The organism is Sphingomonas sp. SP3 (assembly GCF_058514305.1).
The window spans coordinates 756,706-772,974 of record NZ_JBZSOE010000001.1 but is presented as its reverse complement, the minus strand read 5'-3'; the positions used below and the strand labels follow the sequence as shown (position 1 = coordinate 772,974).

General features: G+C 64.5%; 18 protein-coding genes and 1 tRNA gene. 11 read left to right on the top strand and 8 right to left on the bottom strand.

Annotated elements, in window-relative coordinates:
- Positions 1 to 21: 21 nt before the first annotated feature.
- Positions 22 to 972 (top strand): threonine ammonia-lyase, encoded by a 951-nt coding sequence (locus AC4K8G_RS04085; RefSeq protein ID WP_491732899.1) that lies wholly within the window; start codon positions 22 to 24, stop codon positions 970 to 972.
- On the opposite strand, the gene AC4K8G_RS04080 is transcribed toward AC4K8G_RS04085, so the two are convergent.
- From AC4K8G_RS04080 to paaG, 5 genes are read right to left on the bottom strand one after another with little or no spacing between them, the layout of a single operon-like run.
- Positions 967 to 2,460: a class I SAM-dependent methyltransferase gene (locus tag AC4K8G_RS04080; RefSeq protein WP_491732898.1), complete on the bottom strand. Its 1,494-nt coding sequence runs from the start codon at positions 2,458 to 2,460 to the stop codon at positions 967 to 969. The two genes, AC4K8G_RS04085 and AC4K8G_RS04080, sit on opposite strands and share 6 nt — an antisense overlap.
- A complete protein-coding gene (locus AC4K8G_RS04075; protein WP_491732897.1) occupies positions 2,421 to 3,032 on the bottom strand; it encodes an aspartyl/asparaginyl beta-hydroxylase domain-containing protein in 612 nt (203 codons plus the stop codon). The genes AC4K8G_RS04080 and AC4K8G_RS04075 overlap by 40 nt, the downstream gene beginning before the upstream one ends.
- Before the next feature lies 1 nt (position 3,033).
- Positions 3,034 to 3,654 carry a sulfotransferase family 2 domain-containing protein gene (locus AC4K8G_RS04070; RefSeq protein WP_491732896.1) on the bottom strand — a complete coding sequence of 207 codons (621 nt, stop codon included), beginning with the start codon at positions 3,652 to 3,654 and terminating at the stop codon, positions 3,034 to 3,036.
- Positions 3,651 to 4,055, bottom strand: a complete 405-nt coding sequence (locus AC4K8G_RS04065) for an OsmC family protein (RefSeq protein ID WP_491732895.1) — start codon at positions 4,053 to 4,055, stop codon at positions 3,651 to 3,653. Before AC4K8G_RS04065 ends, AC4K8G_RS04070 begins: the two co-directional genes overlap by 4 nt.
- The gene (paaG, locus tag AC4K8G_RS04060) at positions 4,055 to 4,834 is read right to left on the bottom strand and encodes a 2-(1,2-epoxy-1,2-dihydrophenyl)acetyl-CoA isomerase PaaG (protein WP_491732894.1); all 780 of its coding nucleotides are present in this window, start codon (positions 4,832 to 4,834) and stop codon (positions 4,055 to 4,057) included. The genes AC4K8G_RS04065 and paaG overlap by 1 nt, the downstream gene beginning before the upstream one ends.
- Positions 4,835 to 4,861: 27 nt before the next feature.
- On the opposite strand from paaG, the gene paaI reads away from it, so the two are divergent.
- The 8 genes from paaI (at position 4,862) to AC4K8G_RS04020 (ending at position 13,012) form a co-directional block, all read left to right on the top strand.
- Complete coding sequence (gene paaI, locus AC4K8G_RS04055; RefSeq protein WP_491732893.1) at positions 4,862 to 5,308, top strand: hydroxyphenylacetyl-CoA thioesterase PaaI; 447 nt, start codon at positions 4,862 to 4,864, stop codon at positions 5,306 to 5,308.
- A gap of 51 nt (positions 5,309 to 5,359) precedes the next feature.
- Positions 5,360 to 6,340, top strand: coding sequence for a 1,2-phenylacetyl-CoA epoxidase subunit PaaA (gene paaA, locus AC4K8G_RS04050; RefSeq protein WP_491732892.1), 981 nt, complete (start codon positions 5,360 to 5,362; stop codon positions 6,338 to 6,340).
- Entirely contained in the window at positions 6,337 to 6,636 is a 300-nt protein-coding gene (gene paaB / locus AC4K8G_RS04045; RefSeq protein WP_491732891.1) for a 1,2-phenylacetyl-CoA epoxidase subunit PaaB, read from the top strand. The genes paaA and paaB overlap by 4 nt, the downstream gene beginning before the upstream one ends.
- Positions 6,637 to 6,718: 82 nt before the next feature.
- Positions 6,719 to 7,462: a 1,2-phenylacetyl-CoA epoxidase subunit PaaC gene (gene paaC / locus AC4K8G_RS04040; protein WP_491732890.1), complete on the top strand. Its 744-nt coding sequence runs from the start codon at positions 6,719 to 6,721 to the stop codon at positions 7,460 to 7,462.
- Between the two features lie 9 nt (positions 7,463 to 7,471).
- Positions 7,472 to 8,545 (top strand): 2Fe-2S iron-sulfur cluster-binding protein, encoded by a 1,074-nt coding sequence (locus AC4K8G_RS04035; RefSeq protein ID WP_491732889.1) that lies wholly within the window; start codon positions 7,472 to 7,474, stop codon positions 8,543 to 8,545.
- 19 nt (positions 8,546 to 8,564) lie between these two features.
- Entirely contained in the window at positions 8,565 to 9,764 is a 1,200-nt protein-coding gene (locus tag AC4K8G_RS04030) for an amino acid aminotransferase (protein ID WP_491732888.1), read from the top strand.
- A gap of 7 nt (positions 9,765 to 9,771) precedes the next feature.
- On the top strand, positions 9,772 to 11,847 hold the full coding sequence (locus tag AC4K8G_RS04025; protein ID WP_491732887.1) for an alpha-ketoacid dehydrogenase subunit alpha/beta: 2,076 nt from the start codon (positions 9,772 to 9,774) through the stop codon (positions 11,845 to 11,847).
- Between the two features lies 1 nt (position 11,848).
- Entirely contained in the window at positions 11,849 to 13,012 is a 1,164-nt protein-coding gene (locus tag AC4K8G_RS04020) for a dihydrolipoamide acetyltransferase family protein (protein WP_491732886.1), read from the top strand.
- On the opposite strand, the gene AC4K8G_RS04015 is transcribed toward AC4K8G_RS04020, so the two are convergent.
- Together AC4K8G_RS04015 and AC4K8G_RS04010 are read right to left on the bottom strand one after the other, a co-directional pair.
- Entirely contained in the window at positions 13,009 to 13,737 is a 729-nt protein-coding gene (locus tag AC4K8G_RS04015; protein WP_491732885.1) for a metallophosphoesterase family protein, read from the bottom strand. The genes AC4K8G_RS04020 and AC4K8G_RS04015 overlap by 4 nt on opposite strands.
- Positions 13,727 to 14,512, bottom strand: a complete 786-nt coding sequence (locus AC4K8G_RS04010; RefSeq protein WP_491732884.1) for a nucleotidyltransferase — start codon at positions 14,510 to 14,512, stop codon at positions 13,727 to 13,729. Before AC4K8G_RS04010 ends, AC4K8G_RS04015 begins: the two co-directional genes overlap by 11 nt.
- An 86-nt stretch (positions 14,513 to 14,598) precedes the next feature.
- On the opposite strand from AC4K8G_RS04010, the gene AC4K8G_RS04005 reads away from it, so the two are divergent.
- A tRNA-Arg gene (locus AC4K8G_RS04005) sits at positions 14,599 to 14,675 on the top strand.
- An 8-nt stretch (positions 14,676 to 14,683) separates the two neighbouring features.
- Here AC4K8G_RS04005 and AC4K8G_RS04000 read toward each other — a convergent pair.
- Positions 14,684 to 15,748, bottom strand: a complete 1,065-nt coding sequence (locus AC4K8G_RS04000; protein ID WP_491732883.1) for an alpha/beta hydrolase — start codon at positions 15,746 to 15,748, stop codon at positions 14,684 to 14,686.
- Between AC4K8G_RS04000 and phaR the strand changes: the two genes are divergently transcribed.
- The gene (gene phaR, locus AC4K8G_RS03995) at positions 15,747 to 16,265 is read left to right on the top strand and encodes a polyhydroxyalkanoate synthesis repressor PhaR (protein ID WP_491732882.1); all 519 of its coding nucleotides are present in this window, start codon (positions 15,747 to 15,749) and stop codon (positions 16,263 to 16,265) included. The two genes, AC4K8G_RS04000 and phaR, sit on opposite strands and share 2 nt — an antisense overlap.
- Positions 16,266 to 16,269: the final 4 nt, after the last annotated feature.

Sequence of the window (16,269 nt, the reverse complement as noted above, 5' to 3'; positions counted from 1 at the left end):
TGAGCAGGAAGGGCGCACGTGATGATTGATCCGGTCAGACCGATTGCGATCGGCGACATCGAAGCCGCTCGCGACCGCATTTCCGGGACTGTGTTGCGCACTCCGCTCGTAAAGTTCGACGACGGCATTTACCTGAAGCTCGAGAACCTCCAGCCGACCAACGCCTACAAGATTCGCGGCGCGAGCAATGCGGTGGCCAAGCTGTCGGACGAAGCGCGCGCGAAGGGCGTCTGGACGATCAGCGCCGGCAATGCCGGCCAAGGCGTCGCCTTTGCCGCGCGCAAGCATGGCGTGCCGTGCACGGTCGTCGCGATCGAGACGGCGCCACAGACCAAGCTCGATCGGATGCGGGCGCTCGGCGCGACGATTGTCCCGGTTTCCTACGAACAGGCATGGGTCGCGGCAGAAGAACATGCGTTCGAGGGATTGGACGCCACCTTCGTGCATCCGTTCGACAATCATGACTTCATCGCCGGTCACGGGACGATGGGGCTTGAGATATTGGAGGATTGTCCGGACGTGCGCACCGTCATCTGCGCGATCGGCGGCGGCGGCCTGATCACTGGCGTCGGGAGCGCCATCAAGGCGATGCGGCCGGACGTCACCGTGATCGGCGCCGAACCCGAGACCGCTGCACCCTATGCCTTGTCATTGCGTGAGGGCGGACCGCGCAAGTTTACCGATTGGGAGGCGAGCTTCGTCGACGGCGCCGGCGGCAAGAGCGTGACGGAGCGCATGTGGCAGCGGATGCAACCGGTGGTCGACGGAGCGATCACCGTGACGCTCGACCAGGCGCGCGACGCGATGCGGTTGATCGCGGAGAAATCGCGGACGATCGCGGAAGGAGCGGGCGCGCTGTCGCTTGCCGCGGCTTTGACGGATCAGGCGGAGGGGCCAATCGTCTGCGTCGTCTCGGGCGGCAATATCGACCTCAACAAATTTGCCGCCCTCATTAGCACTGAGACGTCATAGCGCTCGGCGACACCAGAAATCGTACATCTCAGAAAACAGGAACGGCTCCGCCCTCTCGAGCGCCGCCCAAGCGTCAACATCGCGAAACAGGCCGTCTTCCGGATGCTCTCGCAGATAGCGCGCTTCCGCAGCACGAGTCGGCAGTCTGAATTTCAGCAACTCCAGCCCGAGCTGGTCCACCGCTCGCGCAATGCGCGGCACATCGAATGGGTCTTCGTGCCGGTTGAGCAGCAGGTCATGCACGCCGCCGAGGCTGAAGAAATCGGGGGAACCGGCCACGAACCGCGGCGCCTTCTCAATCAGCCGCAGGCGCACTGTACGCAGCAGCTCGTCATCGACCGGTTGATCGCGAAGGTCGGCAATGTGAAACTGCGCGGCCTGCACAGTGAGGCGCGCCACCCGGCTGTAGACCATTATGTTCATGACGCCGCCAGGCTTCAGCACCTCGACAAGCTTCGCCCAGCCACCTTCCGGACTAGGGAGGTGATGAAGAACGCCGGAACAGGAAATGAGGTCGAAGCGGCGTCCGAGACGAGCCACTTCGTGCAGGTCGACCAAATGAAACTCGATGCCCAGGCCACGGCAACGCTCGGCCGCGTAAGCAAGCGAAGTAGTGCTGATGTCGATCGCGGTGATGCGCGCGTCGGGAAATCGTTTAGCGAGCAAGGCCGCTTCGTGCCCAGTGCCGCAACCGGCAACGAGCACATCCGCCTCGACGGTCAGCCCAGACTGCCGCCCGCCGTCCAGTTTCTCGACCATTCGCGGGACCGTGGTCGGGTTCGGCGCCAGCAGCCGAGACCACACCGGGTATGGCCAACCAACATATTGGTCTGCGATCGCCTGAGTCACGACTTCGCCGAAGGCTGCGCCGTTGGAGACAGAGGGGCGCTCAGGAAAATAAGCGGCGGCGAACGCTCCTGCATCGCCTCTTTCCAAGGCCGAATGTTCTTTCGCATTGAACGGCCACGCGCCGCCATTGTGCGCGGCCTGCGCGACGAGTGCCTGGGTGAGGAGGGGGAAATCCGGCCACCTTTCACCGAACAGCAGAAAGCGGCGCACGCTCGCCAACGCCAGCTCGGCGTCCAGAACGCAAACGCATCCCTCGTGGAGCAAGCTGATGGCCAGAGCCTCATCCTCGAGAGTTTCAGCCATCACTTGGGCATCGTCACCAGGCGAGAGCTTCTGCTGCTTGATCAGAAGCATCCAGCCGGCCGAGGTAATGGCATCGGGATCGAAATCGGGGTCCGATAGCAACCGTTCTAGATCTGGCTTTCGGTCATCGGAGGCGAGAGCGGGATGGAATCGCAAGAGTCGCGCGATCATGCGTTTCGCACGTGGATCATCAGGCTGAAGATCGAGCGCACGCCATGCCTCAGCCAGCGCTTCTTCCAGCCGACCGGCCTCTTCGAGCGCGCTCGCGTGGTCGAGCAACGCGCTGATTTCCATGGCTATCGTGCTGCGGCCGCCTGCTGCACCTGCGCCAGCCACGCCGGCTCCGGCTGGTCGAGGTCGTAATATTCGAAGATCAGATGGATGCGGTCGGTCGTGCCGCGGTTCTCGACCGCATGGAGCCCCATGTTGTTGACCTCCACCGCCTCGCCCTCGGCAAAGTGGTAAGCATTTCCGTCAACGTAGAAGGTGACGTCTTCGTTGGTCAGCAGCGGCACATGGATCTTGTGCGGCCATTTCGCCGCCGGGTTTTGGTCGCGGTGGGGGTGGATTACGCCGCCCGGCGCCATCCGCGCCAGCATCACGCGGGGAAAGGCGCCGCGTTCATAGCCGTAGGGAGCCGTTGCTGCGTTGAGCACCGGCTCGAGCAGCGACTTCCACTCATCCCACAGCGGCCGCTCGTAGGAATCGCGCCAGTCGAGGAAATTTGAGACGAAGCGGAAGATGATGTGGCGTGTCGCATCGAGCGCGCCGAAACGGTTGGGCTTGGTCTCATTCTCCGCGTCCCACAGGGCTTCAGGGAGCGCCAGGACGGCGTCGCGCAGCGGCTCAATCTCGACCTTGCCGAGTTGGCGAATGGACGTTGTCTTGCGCGGGTTGGGGGCGATCATCTCAAAACTCGTAGCCGAACAATTCTAGGTCGCGCGCGTAGAGCTTGGCTACCCCGTCGATCAGCGATTGATCATAATAGTCGCGGTAGTCCTTGCGGTCGGAGCTGTTCACCTTGTCGAGCGCGGCGGTCGGAATGCCGATGCGCGCCGCGATCCGGTCGTATGATGCCTGCATTTCCTCGACGCGGCCGACATCGTCGGCAAGCATTTCGCCTTCACTGCTCGTCACAAAGCTGTGCTGCGGCTGGAACAGGATGTGCGGCCATGGCGGGTCGGCGATGAAATGCTGCATCACCGCCTTGGGATCGCGCTCGAATTCCCCCGACTGGCGGCTCATGAAGGCACAGTAAGAGACGAAGCGGTCGAACGGATTGCGAACGAAGGCGAACTTGAAGAATTCGGCGAATTCCTCGCGACGCAGGTAGGGCCGAACCTGGGCCAGGCTGAGATGGCCATGCTGCAGCCGCGCCAGCTCCGGAATCGGGAATTTCTTTTGCACGAACAGCCCGACCTGCTCAAGATCCTGCGGGCCCAGGTGCGCCCGAAGCGCCTGACGGACTGAATGAGTACCCGTTTTGGGGATGGCAACGAAGATGAACTTGTGGAGCGCAGAGACGATCATCTCGGCGCGGCCTTGATCGTGACCGGGATGCCGGCCTGGACGCTATTGCCGATGTTGGTGAAGGCCTTGGCGCGCTCGATCAGTTCGATCGGGTCGGCACCATCGGCCAGATCACACTTGATCTCGATCTTCGCTGCTGTGGTGCGCGATGGCCTGCCGTCGAAATCGAGCGACACGGCGATCTCGAGGTCCTCGACGACCAGCCCCATCTCCTCGGCCAGCACCTGAAGATCGTTGCAGAGGCAGCCGCCGAGCGCGAGCGCGAGCAGCTCGCCGCCGTTGAAGCCAAGCCCCAGGCCGCCGGCGCGGCCTTCAGGCCGGTCGACCACGACGCTGTGACGATCGGCGCGGCCGACCGCGGCGCGGGTGCCGGGCAAGGTACGATAGACAATGGTGGTCATCAGCGGCCGACGAACTTGGGCGGGCGCTTCTCGAGGAAGGCGGCGACGCCTTCGCGATAATCTTCGGTGAAGCCGAGTCGGCGCATGGTCCCGGCCTGCAACTCCAGCTCCTCATCCAGGCTGTGCTGCCACGACGCGCGGATCATCTCCTTGATCGCGGAGAGGCCAAGTGGCGGCAAGTTCGCAAGCCTTTTCGCAATATCCGCCACCTCAGCATCGAGGGCGGCATCGTCGACGGCCTTCCAGATGAGGCCCCACTCAGCGGCGGTTTCGGCGGGGAGCGGGTCGCCGGTGAGCGCGAGGCCGAGGGCGCGGGCTTGGCCGACCAGCCGCGGCAGTACCCAGGTGCCGCCGCTGTCCGGAATCAGGCCGATTGCAGAGAAACTTTGAATGAATTTCGCCGATTTCGCCGCGATTACGATGTCGCAGGCGAGCGCGATGTTCGCACCGGCGCCCGCGGCGACCCCATTGACCCTGGCGATGACCGGTTGGGGCAGGGTGGTCAGCGTACGAATGAGCGGGTTCCAGCATTCACTGACCGTATCGCCGAGATCGACCGCCTCGCCCGGGGCGACGGCTCGGTCGTTCAGGTCCTGCCCGGCGCAAAAGCCGCGGCCCGCGCCGGTCAACACGACGACGCGCGCATCGCCGAGGTTGGCGAGCGCGTCGCGCAGTTCGCCGTGCATCGCGCGAGTGAAGCTGTTCAGCCGGTCGGGCCGGTTGAGCGTGATCGTCGCAACGCCGCCGTCCGCCTTGAAGTCGATGGTCTCGTAAGCCATTCCTTGCGGAGTAGCGAAGGAGAGGGCGTGGACGCAAACGAACTTGCTGATCGCGTGGCGCGCTCGATGCTCGCTGCGGAGGGCACGGGTCCCGCGTGGGGGATTAGGATCGAGGAAGCGCGCGAAGGCTATGCGCGGATTTCGATGAAGGTTCGCGCCGACATGCTGAACGGCCACGGCTATCTGCACGGTGGGATGACCTTCGCGCTCGCCGATACGGCGTTCGCTTACGTGTGCAACGGCGCCAACCACGCGAGCATGGCCGCGCAGGCGTCGATCATCTTCCTCGACAAGGTGAGCGAAGGCGAAACGCTGATCGCCGAAGCGCAGGAGGTCGCACGCGAAGGCAGGGCAGGGGTCACCCGGGTGACGGTGCGCTCCGACGACGGGCGGACGGTCGCGGAATTCACCGGCTATTCGCGGACGCTCGGCGGCGAAGTTGTTAGCCTGGGCCCCGGATCAAGTCCGGGGTGACGCCTTTGGCATCATTTGAACGTTGACCGCCCAGAGGCTACATCGCGACCCATGTACACGACCGAGCTCCAGAAGACGGCCAAGATCGAGAATCTCGAGGATCCCAAACTCCTCGAAGCGTTCGAGGCGCGCGTCGCCGCGGACGACTTCATCGAGCCCAAGGACTGGATGCCGGAGGCCTATCGGCGCACGCTGACGCGGCAGATCAGCCAGCATGCGCATAGCGAGATCGTCGGCATGCTGCCCGAGGGCAATTGGATCACGCGGGCGCCGTCGCTGCGCCGCAAGGCGATCCTGCTCGCCAAGGTGCAGGATGAGGCGGGCCACGGGCTCTACCTCTACTGCGCGGCGGAAACGCTCGGCACGAGCCGCGAGCAGATGATCGAGGCGCTGCACAGCGGCAAAGCCAAATATTCGACCATCTTCAATTATCCGACGCTGACCTGGGCGGACATCGGCGCGATCGGTTGGCTGGTGGATGGCGCGGCGATCATGAACCAAGTGCCGCTGCAGCGCACGTCATATGGCCCGTATGCGCGGGCGATGGTCCGCATCTGCAAGGAAGAGAGCTTCCACCAGCGCCAGGGCTACGAGATCATGATCGCGCTCGCCAACGGCACGGCGGATCAGAAGCGCATGGCGCAGGATGCGCTCAACCGCTGGTGGTGGCCGAGTCTGATGATGTTCGGGCCGCCGGACGAGAATTCTCCCAACACCGCCCAGTCAATGCGCTGGCGGATCAAGCGCGAGACCAATGACGAGCTTCGGCAGAAGTTCGTCGACATCACCGTCCCGCAGGCTGACTTCCTGGGGCTGACCGTCCCCGACCCGGCGGTGAAGTGGAACGAGAAAAAGGGCGGCTACGATTTCGGCGTGGTCGATTGGGAAGAGTTTTACGCGGTCGTTCGCGGCGAAGGCCCGGTCGCCAAGGAGCGGATGAAGGCGCGCCGCGATGCCTGGGACAATGGCGCCTGGGTCCGCGAGGCGGCCGCCGCGCATCAAGCCAAGCGCCAGGAGCGCAAGGCGGCGTGAGTAGTGGAGGGACAAAAGGTGACTGGCCGCTCTGGGAAGTCTTCGTTCGTGCGAAAGGCGGTCTTTCGCATCGCCACGTTGGCAGCGTTCATGCTCCTGACCAGGAGCTCGCGCTCGCTCATGCCCGGGATACGTACACGCGGCGGCAAGAAGGGGTGAGCCTGTGGGTGGTGCGCTCCGCCGACATTGTCGCTTCCGACCCTGACCAGGCGGGCGAGCTGTTCGAGCCAGCGGAAAGCAAGATCTACCGCCACCCGACCTTCTACGACATCCCGGACGAGGTGAAGCACATATGATCCGGACTGTGCTCCTGCGAAGGCAGGAGCCCAGACTCTTTGTCGTCCGGACTGGACCCCTGCCTGCGCAGGGGAACCGCTAATGGCGAGCGTCGCCGTCGATCCCCGCACGGATTATCTGCTGCGCCTTGGCGATGACGCTTTGGTGCTGGGGCAGCGTTTGTCCGAATGGTGCGGCCACGGGCCGGTGCTCGAGGTCGACATCAGCCTTGCCAATTTGGCGCTCGATTATGTGGGGCAGGCGACCCTGCTGCTCGGCCAGGCCGGGGACGCGGACCAGCTCGCCTTCCACCGCGACGTCCTCGACTTCCACAATTGCCTGCTGGTCGAGCAACCGAACGGCGACTTCGCACAAACCATCGCCCGGCACCTCCTCTATTCCACCTGGCAGCAAATGTTGCTTCAGCGGCTCACCCAATCGTCCGACCAGTTCCTGCGTGAGTTCGCGGCCAAGGCGGTCAAGGAGGTCGCCTATCACCGCGAGCTCGCGAATGAATGGACAGTGCGGCTCGGCGACGGCACCGAGGAAAGCGCGCGACGCATGGCCGAGGGGCTCGAATGGAACTGGCGCTTCGTGCCCGAACTGTTCGAGGTCGATGAAGCCATGCAGGCGGCGATCGACGCCGGTATCGCGCTCGACCCGCGCGAGTTCGAACAAGACTATCGTTCCGCGATCGGCGCGATCCTCGCCGACGCGAAGCTGGAAGTACCCGCGGACCAACGCCCGATTCTCGGCGGACGGCGCGGTCACCACAGCGAGCATCTCGGCCATTTGCTCGCGGTGATGCAATATCTGCCGCGCACCTACCCCGACGCGACCTGGTAAGCCCGCGAGATGGCCGAGCATTTTCACGCGCTTCGGGTTGCGGAGATCGTAGCAGAGACGGCCGACGCCAACTCGATCAGGTTCCAGGTGCCGCCCGAGCTTCGCGACAAGTTCGCGTTCAAGGCCGGCCAGCATTTGACGCTTCGCACGACCCTCAACGGTGAAGAGGTGCGGCGCAATTACTCGCTATGCACCGCGCCGGATTCGAGCGACTGGCTGGTGACCGTGAAGCGGATCGGCGGGGGCCTGTTTTCCAACTGGGTCGGCGATGAACTAAAGGCCGGGGACATGGTCGAGGTGATGCCGCCACACGGCAGCTTCACCACCGAATTTTCCGACGCGAACAGCCGTCACCTGGTCGGTATCGCTGGTGGGTCGGGGATCACGCCGGTGATGTCGCTGATCCGGACCTTGCTGAAAGCAGAGCCGAACAGCCGCTTCACCTTGCTTTACGGAAACCGCGACAGCAGCTCAGTCATTTTCCTCGAAGCGCTTGCAGCGCTCAAGGACAAATATCTCGGAAGGTTCGAGATTTATCATTTCCTCGACCAGGAAGAGCAGGACATCGAGCTGTTCAACGGGATGCTCAATCGCGAGCGGCTGGACGAAGCTATTGCGGCCCTAGTGCGCGACGCGGCCCAGGTCGATGGCTGGTTCATCTGCGGGCCCGGGCCGATGATGGATGCGGCCGAGGGCGCGTTGCTCGACCGCAACGTGCCCAGGGACCGGATCCATATCGAGCGCTTCACGGCCGACCGCGCGCCGGGCGAAGTCACGCGCGAGATCGCCGAGCTTCAGACCAAGGCGGAAGGGGTCAGCGTTTCGGTGACCCTCGACGGGCGGACGCGGCGCGTGCCGTTCACGGCCGGCAACATCCTCGACAGCGCGCGCGCTTCCGGCCTTCCCGCGCCGTTCGCCTGCAAGGCGGGCGTGTGCGCGACATGCCGGGCCCGCGTGACCAGCGGCAAGGTCGAGATGGCTGCGCGCTACGGCCTGACCGACGAGGAAGTCGCCGCGGGCTATGTCCTGACCTGCCAGTCGGTCCCGGTCGGGGACGGCGTTGCGGTGGATTACGACGCGTGAAGTCGCTAATCGCCATTCCATGCTGACCGAGACCAAAGCGCGGCCCAAGGGACTGGCCGATCTTCCGCCCGTTCACAGCGATTCGCTGCTCGCGCTGATTGCGCTGTGCAATGCCGATCCGCGGCCGGACAAGATCGACGTCGGCGTCGGCGTATTCCGGGACGGTGCGGGCAACACGCCGATCCTGAAGGTGATGAAAGAAGCCGAGCAAAGGCTGCTCGATACGCAGACGACCAAGGCCTATCTCGGGAGCGCGGGCGACAAGCGCTTCGCGGAGCTTATCCGGCCGATCCTGCTCGGCCACCATGCCAGCGACGACCGCATCCTTGGCGTGCAGACACCCGGCGGCTGCGGTGCTCTTCGCCTAGGGTTCGAGCTCCTCGCGACGATGAATTCCGATACGCGTGTGCTGGTCGGAACGCCGACCTGGCCCAACCATCCGCCGATCATCGAGGCGGTGCGGCTCGGGATGGACGAATATCCCTATTACGAGCGCGGGCAGGGCGTCATTCGCTTTGACGACATGATTGCAGCATTGAACGGCGCGCGGCCGGGCGACGTCGCGCTTCTGCACGGCTGCTGCCACAACCCAACGGGCGCCGACCTCGATGAGGACCAGTGGCGCGAAGTGGTGCGGGTCGTGTCCGAGCGCGGACTCATTCCGCTCATCGACATCGCATATCAGGGCTTTGGACGCGGACTCGACGAGGATGCGTTCGGCGTGCGGCTGATGCTCGACGCGTGCGACGAGGTGATCATCGCGCAAAGCTGCGACAAGAATTTCAGCTGCTATCGCGACCGCGTCGGCTCGCTGTTCATCAAGACGGGCTCGCCCGAAGCGACCGCGACCGCGATGGCGCACGTGTTCCAGCGCGCGCGCGAGATGTGGTCGATGCCGCCCGATCATGGCGCGGCCTGCGCCCACATCATTCTCGAGGATCCGGAACTTCACGCGCGCTGGCTGGTCGAGCTTGAGGCGATGCGGGACCGGATCAACAGCGTTCGCCAGCGGATCGCGTCAGCCGACCCGAGGCTCGCCTTCATCGGCAAGCAATTCGGCATGTTCTCGATGCTGCCGCTGAGCAAGGAGCAGGTGCTGAAGCTGCGCACCGACCATGCAATCTACATGGCCGACAGCGGCCGCTTCAACGTCGTCGGCATGGGCGACGGCCAGATCGACCGATTTACGGCCGCCGTGGTCGAAGCGCTCGGAGCGTAACCCGACCATGGCCGATCGCGACCCGGGCCAAGCTGCGCAGCGATTTGAGGTGTCCGCCGACGTGGACTGGCGTGAGGTCGCAAGGCTGGTCCTGACCAGCCGCGAGATGGATCGGATCGAGGAAGAAGAGCTCGTTCCGGCGAAGAAGGTCCTCTACCAATTTTCCGCGCGCGGTCATGACATGGCGCAGGTGCTGCTCGGACTCCACCTGAAGGATGGCGACGGGGTGTTCGGCTATTACCGGTCGCGGCCGTTGCTCCTGTCGCTCGGCGTGCCGCTGGCCGATGCGCTGGGCTCGGGCATGGGACTTGCCGGCGGCTATTCGGACGGGCGCGATATTGGCGTCGTATTCAACTACCCCAACCCCGGCGGCGCCCACGCGCTGCCGATGTGCGGCGGGGTCGGCGCGCAATATACGCCGGCCGCCGGATGGGCGCAGGCGATCGCTTACAAGCAGCAGGTATTGGGCGAGGGGCCGGAAGACTCGCTGAGCCTGGTGCTGGGCGGAGACGCGAGCTGCGCAACCGGCGGATTTTGGTCCGCGCTAACTATTGCTACTACGCAACAGTTGCCGATGTTAATCTACATCGAAGATAACGGTTACGGCATCTCCGTGCCGTCGGATTACCAGACGCCGGGCAAGAATATCGCGGCGAACCTCGAAAGCTTCACCGGCCTCACGATCTTCAACGGCGACGGCACCGACCCGGTCGAAGCATCGCGGCTGATCGACGAGGCGGTCGCCCATGTGCGCGGCCGGCGCGGGCCGGTGCTGTTGCGGCTGACCGTGCCGCGCCTCGAAGGCCATAGCTACCAGGACACCCAGACCTACAAGTCGGAAGAAGAAGTCGCGGCCGAATGGGCGCGCGACCCGCTGCCCAAGCTCAAGGCGCACGTCGCGCGGCACCAGGTCGGCGAAACGCAATGGGCCGATCTTGAGCGCGAGGCGGCGTGGCAGGTCGAGGCGGCGCGCGCGGAAGCCGAGGCGCGCGGCGTGTCGTCGCCCGAGAACGTGACGAGCCACGTGTTTCACGAGGGCGAGCTGCAGCAGGTCGGCGGACTGTGGAACGCCGGCTACGACGCGCCCGCGTCGACAGACCAGCCGCGCGGCGAGGGCCAGCGGATCAACATGGTCACCGCGATCCGCCGCGTGCTCGACCAAGAGATTGAATCCAATCCGCGCGTGCTGGTGTTTGGCGAGGATGTCGGCCCCAAGGGCGGCGTCCATGCGGTGACGCTCGGGTTACAGGAGAAGTTCGGCAAGGAGCGGGTGTTCGACACATCGCTGAACGAAGAGGGGATCGTCGGGCGCGCGGTCGGCATGGCGCTCGCCGGCCTGATGCCGGTGCCGGAAATCCAGTTCCGCAAATATGCGGAGCCCGCGACCGAGCAGATCCACGATGTCGGCACGATGCGCTGGCGGACGCACAACCGCTTCGCCGCGCCGATGGTGCTGCGCGTGCCGGGCGGTTTCTTCAAATGCGGCGACCCGTGGCATTCGATGACCAACGAGGTCGAGTTCGTGCACAATCCGGGCTGGAAGGTGGCGGTGCCGTCGAACGCCGAGGATGCGGTCGGGCTGCTGCGCGGAAGCTTGCGCGGCAACGACCCGGTGCTGTTCTTCGAGCATCGCGCGATGCTGGACGAGGCCTGGGCGCGGCGGCCGTGGCCGGGCGACGATTATGTGCTGGAGTTCGGGCGGGCGAGGAAGACCCGAGAGGGCGATCAGATTACGATCGTCACCTGGGGCGCGATGGTGCCGCGCTGCGAGGCCGCGGCGGAAGGCGTCAGCGCTGACGTTATCGACCTGCGCACGCTGCAGCCGTGGGACAAGGAGATGGTGCTCGACAGCGTGCGCCGCACCCGGCGCTGCCTGATCGTTCACGAGGATTTGCGGACCGGGGGCTTCGGCGCGGAGATTGCGGCGGTGGTCGCCGACGAGGCGTTCCTCGATCTCGACGCGCCGGTCGCGCGGGTGACGATGCCTGACATTCCGAGCCCGCATCACCCGAAGCTCATGGAATGGGCGCTGCCTTCGCTCGCAAGCATTCGCGCCGAGATCGACCGGCTGGTGGGTTTCTGACGTGATCGAAGTCCGCGTTCCCGACGAGCAGGAAGGCACCAAGGCCGTCGTCCGCGCATGGCTCAAGGCCGTCGGCGACCAGGTTGCTGAAAACGATCCGCTGGTCGAGCTCGAGACGGACAAGGTGACGCAGGAAGTGCCGGCGCCCGCGGCTGGCGTGCTCGCTGAAATCCTGCTCGATACCGACGCGGAGGCTGTGCCGGGGGCACTGCTGGCGGTGATCGACCCCGAAGGCGTCGCCGACGCCAAGCCAATCGGCCAGGTGGAATCGCGTCACCCGGAGCTTCGCGTGCCGGCGGCGAGTCCGGTGGACGGCAACGAAACGCGGCTGTCGCCATCGGTGCGCCGAGCCTGCCTGCAGCACAATATCGACCCGAGCCGGATCCGCGGCACCGGACGCAACGGGCGCCTCACGCGCGAGGACGTCGACCGAGCGCTTGCGGGCGATGCGCCGGCGCCGCAGCAGGCTGCGACAATCTCGTCGCACGACATTCCGCACGATCGGATGCGGCTGACGATCGCCGAGAATATGGTTCGCGCGGTTTCAGAAGCGCCGCATGTAACCGCCTTGTTCGAAGCCGATTTCTCGGCGGTTGCCGCGAACAAGGCAGCGCAGGCGAAGAAGGGCGTGAAGCTCAGCTATACCGCCTATATCGTGAAGGCCGCAGCCGAAGCGATGGCGATTGCGCCGGCGATCAATGGCCGGTGGGAGAAGGACCGGATCGCGATCTCGCCGACGATCGACATCGGCGTTGGCACAGCGCTCGGCGAAAAGGGCCTGGTCGTTCCGGTCGTAAAGGACGCGGGCTCGCTTAGCCTGGAAGAGATCGGCTCGAAGCTGGACGACCTGACCAGGCGCGCCCGCGAAGGAAAGCTCGAGCGCGCCGACGTATCGGGCGGTAGCTTCACCATCTCCAACCACGGCGTGTCGGGTTCGCTGCTTGCCGCCCCGATCATCCTTCACCAGGGGCAGGCGGCGATCCTGGGTGTCGGCAAGCTGCAGAAGCGGGTGGTCGTGCGCGAGATGGACGGCGAGGATGCGATGGTCATCCTGCCCATGGCTTATGTCACGCTGACGATCGACCACCGTGTGGTCGACGGGCACCAGACCAATGCCTGGCTTACGCGCTTCGTCGATGTGCTCGAGAGCTGGCCGGCAGCCTAAATCTCCAGCACGGCATAGGGCTTTCCGAACAGCGGCTTCAACACGAATTGGGCGACGTTGTAGACTGGCGTGCCGCGCGGCGTGGCGCCTTCATACTTGCCATGGTGGGCGTGGCCGTGGACCACTGCCTTCACATGGTCGAAACGGTCGATCGCGTCTGCCAGGCGCTGCGTACCGAGATATTGGTAGATCGCCTCCGGTTCGCCTTCGAGTGTGTCGGCCGTGGGTGAGTAATGGAGCACGGCGACGCTGCGCTCGGTGCGTAGCGTCCGCAGCTGGTTTTCGAGCTTGCGCGCCTCGTCCATCGCTTCCTGGACGAACGCCTTGGCGACCGGCTCGCCGAAGTGGGCGAGCTCGCCACGCCCGTAGCCGCCCATAAAGCCTTTTACGCCAGCGAAGCCGACACCGTCGATCTCGATCGCCTGCTCGTCGAGCACAGTCATCCCGGCTTCGTGGAGGATCGCCGCGACATTGTCCGGCTGCCCGCATTCGTAATCATGATTGCCGAGCACCCCGACGACCGGGATAGGACAGGCGCGAATGTCTTCCGCCAGGATCTCCGCCTCGCTCGTTTTGCCAAAATTCGTGAGGTCGCCGCACAGGACGAGGACATCGGCATTGGTTGCGATTTCGCCGAAAAGCTCGCGATAGGGCGCGACATTGTCCTCCATCACGTGGAGGTCGCCGATCGCTGCCACCCTCAACTTGCGGGCTTCACTCGCCATATTGCTCTTCGAGATTGCCGACGGCCTCGGAGAAGCCCCATTGCTCGACGTCGATCGCATAATCGCGGGGTGAGAAGATGCGGCCGCGGCAAACCTTCTTGCCCGGTCCCTTCACGTCATATTGGTCGCGCAGCCGCTCGAGCAGCTCATCCATCAGCCAGCGCGGGACGAGGTGGCGCTCGCTCGGGTAGATGAAACGGAAGTTGAGGAGCGCCATAAGCAGCACTTCCCAGTAAAGCTCCATGTGGCTCAGGAGCTGCTTCCAGTCGACGCGGTCGTGGCACTTCAGGATCATATGCGCGACGTCGGCCATGTCGTAGCGGTGGTGGTCCTGGACGAAGACCTTCGACCATATGAACTGCGTCGGTGGCACGAGGCGTACCTTGGCGCCGAACAGCTCCGCCTCTGGGGCGCCGATGAACCATTCGTCGGTCACATGGGTAGTGACGGTCGGCATGTTCGTGATGACATCGACGAACAATTCGCCGCGCGTGATCCGGTACAGCCAGCGGTCGTCGACGATCTCGACGTCGAACCCATGCTCCTTGAAAAAATGGAGCATCTTCAGCGCGTCGCCGGCCTTGGCGAACACGTCGACGTCCTTGGTCGGGCGGTCGATGCCCGTGTAGCTCGCGAGCGCGTAGGTGCCCGATACGAGGAACGGGATTTCCGACTGTGCCATCAGCTGAAGCACTTCGGAATAGAAGGCCTCCGCCTCAGGCGGTGGCTTCATTAGCGATCCATTCTCCGGGCGAGATGCTACCTGCTGGTCCATGCGGGTGGCTCAACGGGACGCGGCGGAGGGGGTTCCGGTTTGTGACCTTGCCGCTCGCATGCGCCATCGCTAAGTCCGCCCTCCACGCACCCGTAGCTCAGCTGGATAGAGCGCTGCCCTCCGAAGGCAGAGGTCACAGGTTCGAATCCTGTCGGGTGCGCCAGCCTCTCATTATGATCGCAGGAAGCGGCTCAACTCTTCGAGCAAGGTCTTGCGCGCCGAGCCGACGATCATTCCGACATGGCCGGAGTCGATATCTACCGACCGGCCGGACGGAGCCGTTGCCGCGGGCGCGATCATGTCGCGCGTCGCGGTCAGGTGCAAGGCAGGTACGGTAAGTTCATCCGTGACGGCCCTGCCGCCCACCTCCCATTTGCCTGACCCGGGCCGGTCTTCGCCGAAAAGCTGTTCGATCAACTCTTTCGCAGCAGGGTACGGGAGTGCTTCGCCTTCGTTGGCCCATTCCTCGAGCTCGACGAAGCGACGCGCGTCGTCGCTTGCGGGGTCGAGCCGGCCGAACTCCGCGAACTTACGCACCGTCCGGGTCGGGTCGAGCGACCAGAAGGCCGCCTGCAGCACTTCCATTGGCAGCGCGCCGAGGCTTTTTGCCGCGGATTCCGAATGCCGCCACATGTCCTGCAACGCGCCTTTCGAGGCAGCGGGATAATGATTGAAGTTCCAAGGCGCCGCGAGCGTGACGAGGAGCTCGCACGGCGCGACGTTGGCCGCAGCGATCGCCATTGTGCCGCCGAGGCAATAGCCGATGAGGGCCGGCGGTCGGTCTATGCTGCGCAGCAATGGAAGCAGCAATTCTTCGATATGCGCGGCAACGGTGAGTTGTTTCCGAGCTTCGGCCGGACCCCAATCGAGGAGAAGCGAACGGCGGCCCATGCCGGCAATTGCTGCAGTCAGCGACACGTCCGCATCGAGGTCCAGGATTCGCGGTGGATTGATCAGCGACGGTATCAGCACGACCGGCGGCCCGCTGCCGCCGTGGTCGCGCAGGCACGCTCCGTTTACGCGCGCAATCTCGGGCTTTGGTGCAGGACGCTCGCGGCGTGGCACTGTTTCGTAGGCCTTGAGGCCAGCCAGTGCGTCGCGCGCTAATGCGGGGTCCCGCTCGGATACCTCACGCAGTAACTCCAGGAACAGCGGAAGGGGGCGCGGTGCGCGTTCATGTTGCACCGCACTATCAAGCGGTAGTAAGTCGCGCTTCGCGTTTTGGGAGCGGTCCATGGCCAAGTCTTCGGGCAAGGTGACAATCAAGAAGTATGCGAACCGGCGTCTGTATGACACCGAAAGCTCAACTTACATCACGCTCGACCGGCTTGCGCAAATGGTGCGCGAAGGCCGCGAGTTTCAGGTGGTCGATGCGAAGACCGGCGAGGACATCACGCGGCAGGTGCTGACGCAGATCATCGTCGATGAAGAAGCGCGGGGCGGGGAGACGATGCTGCCGATCAATTTCCTGAAGCAGCTGATCGGCCTCTACGGCAATTCGATGCAGAATTTCGTGCCGCAATATCTCGAGGCCGCGATGGACGCGTTCCAGCGCAACCAGAGCGCGGTGAAGAACGCGTTCAGCGGCAACGTGTTTGCAGACATGGCCAAGCGCAACATGGCGATGTTTGAGGATGCGGCGCAGGCTTTGTCGGGCAAGAAGGCGGAAGCCCAGCAGGGCGGCAGCGAGGTCGACGAGCTGAAGGCGGAGCTCGCCGCGCTCAAGGCCAAAGTCGACAAGCTCGGCCACTGACCGT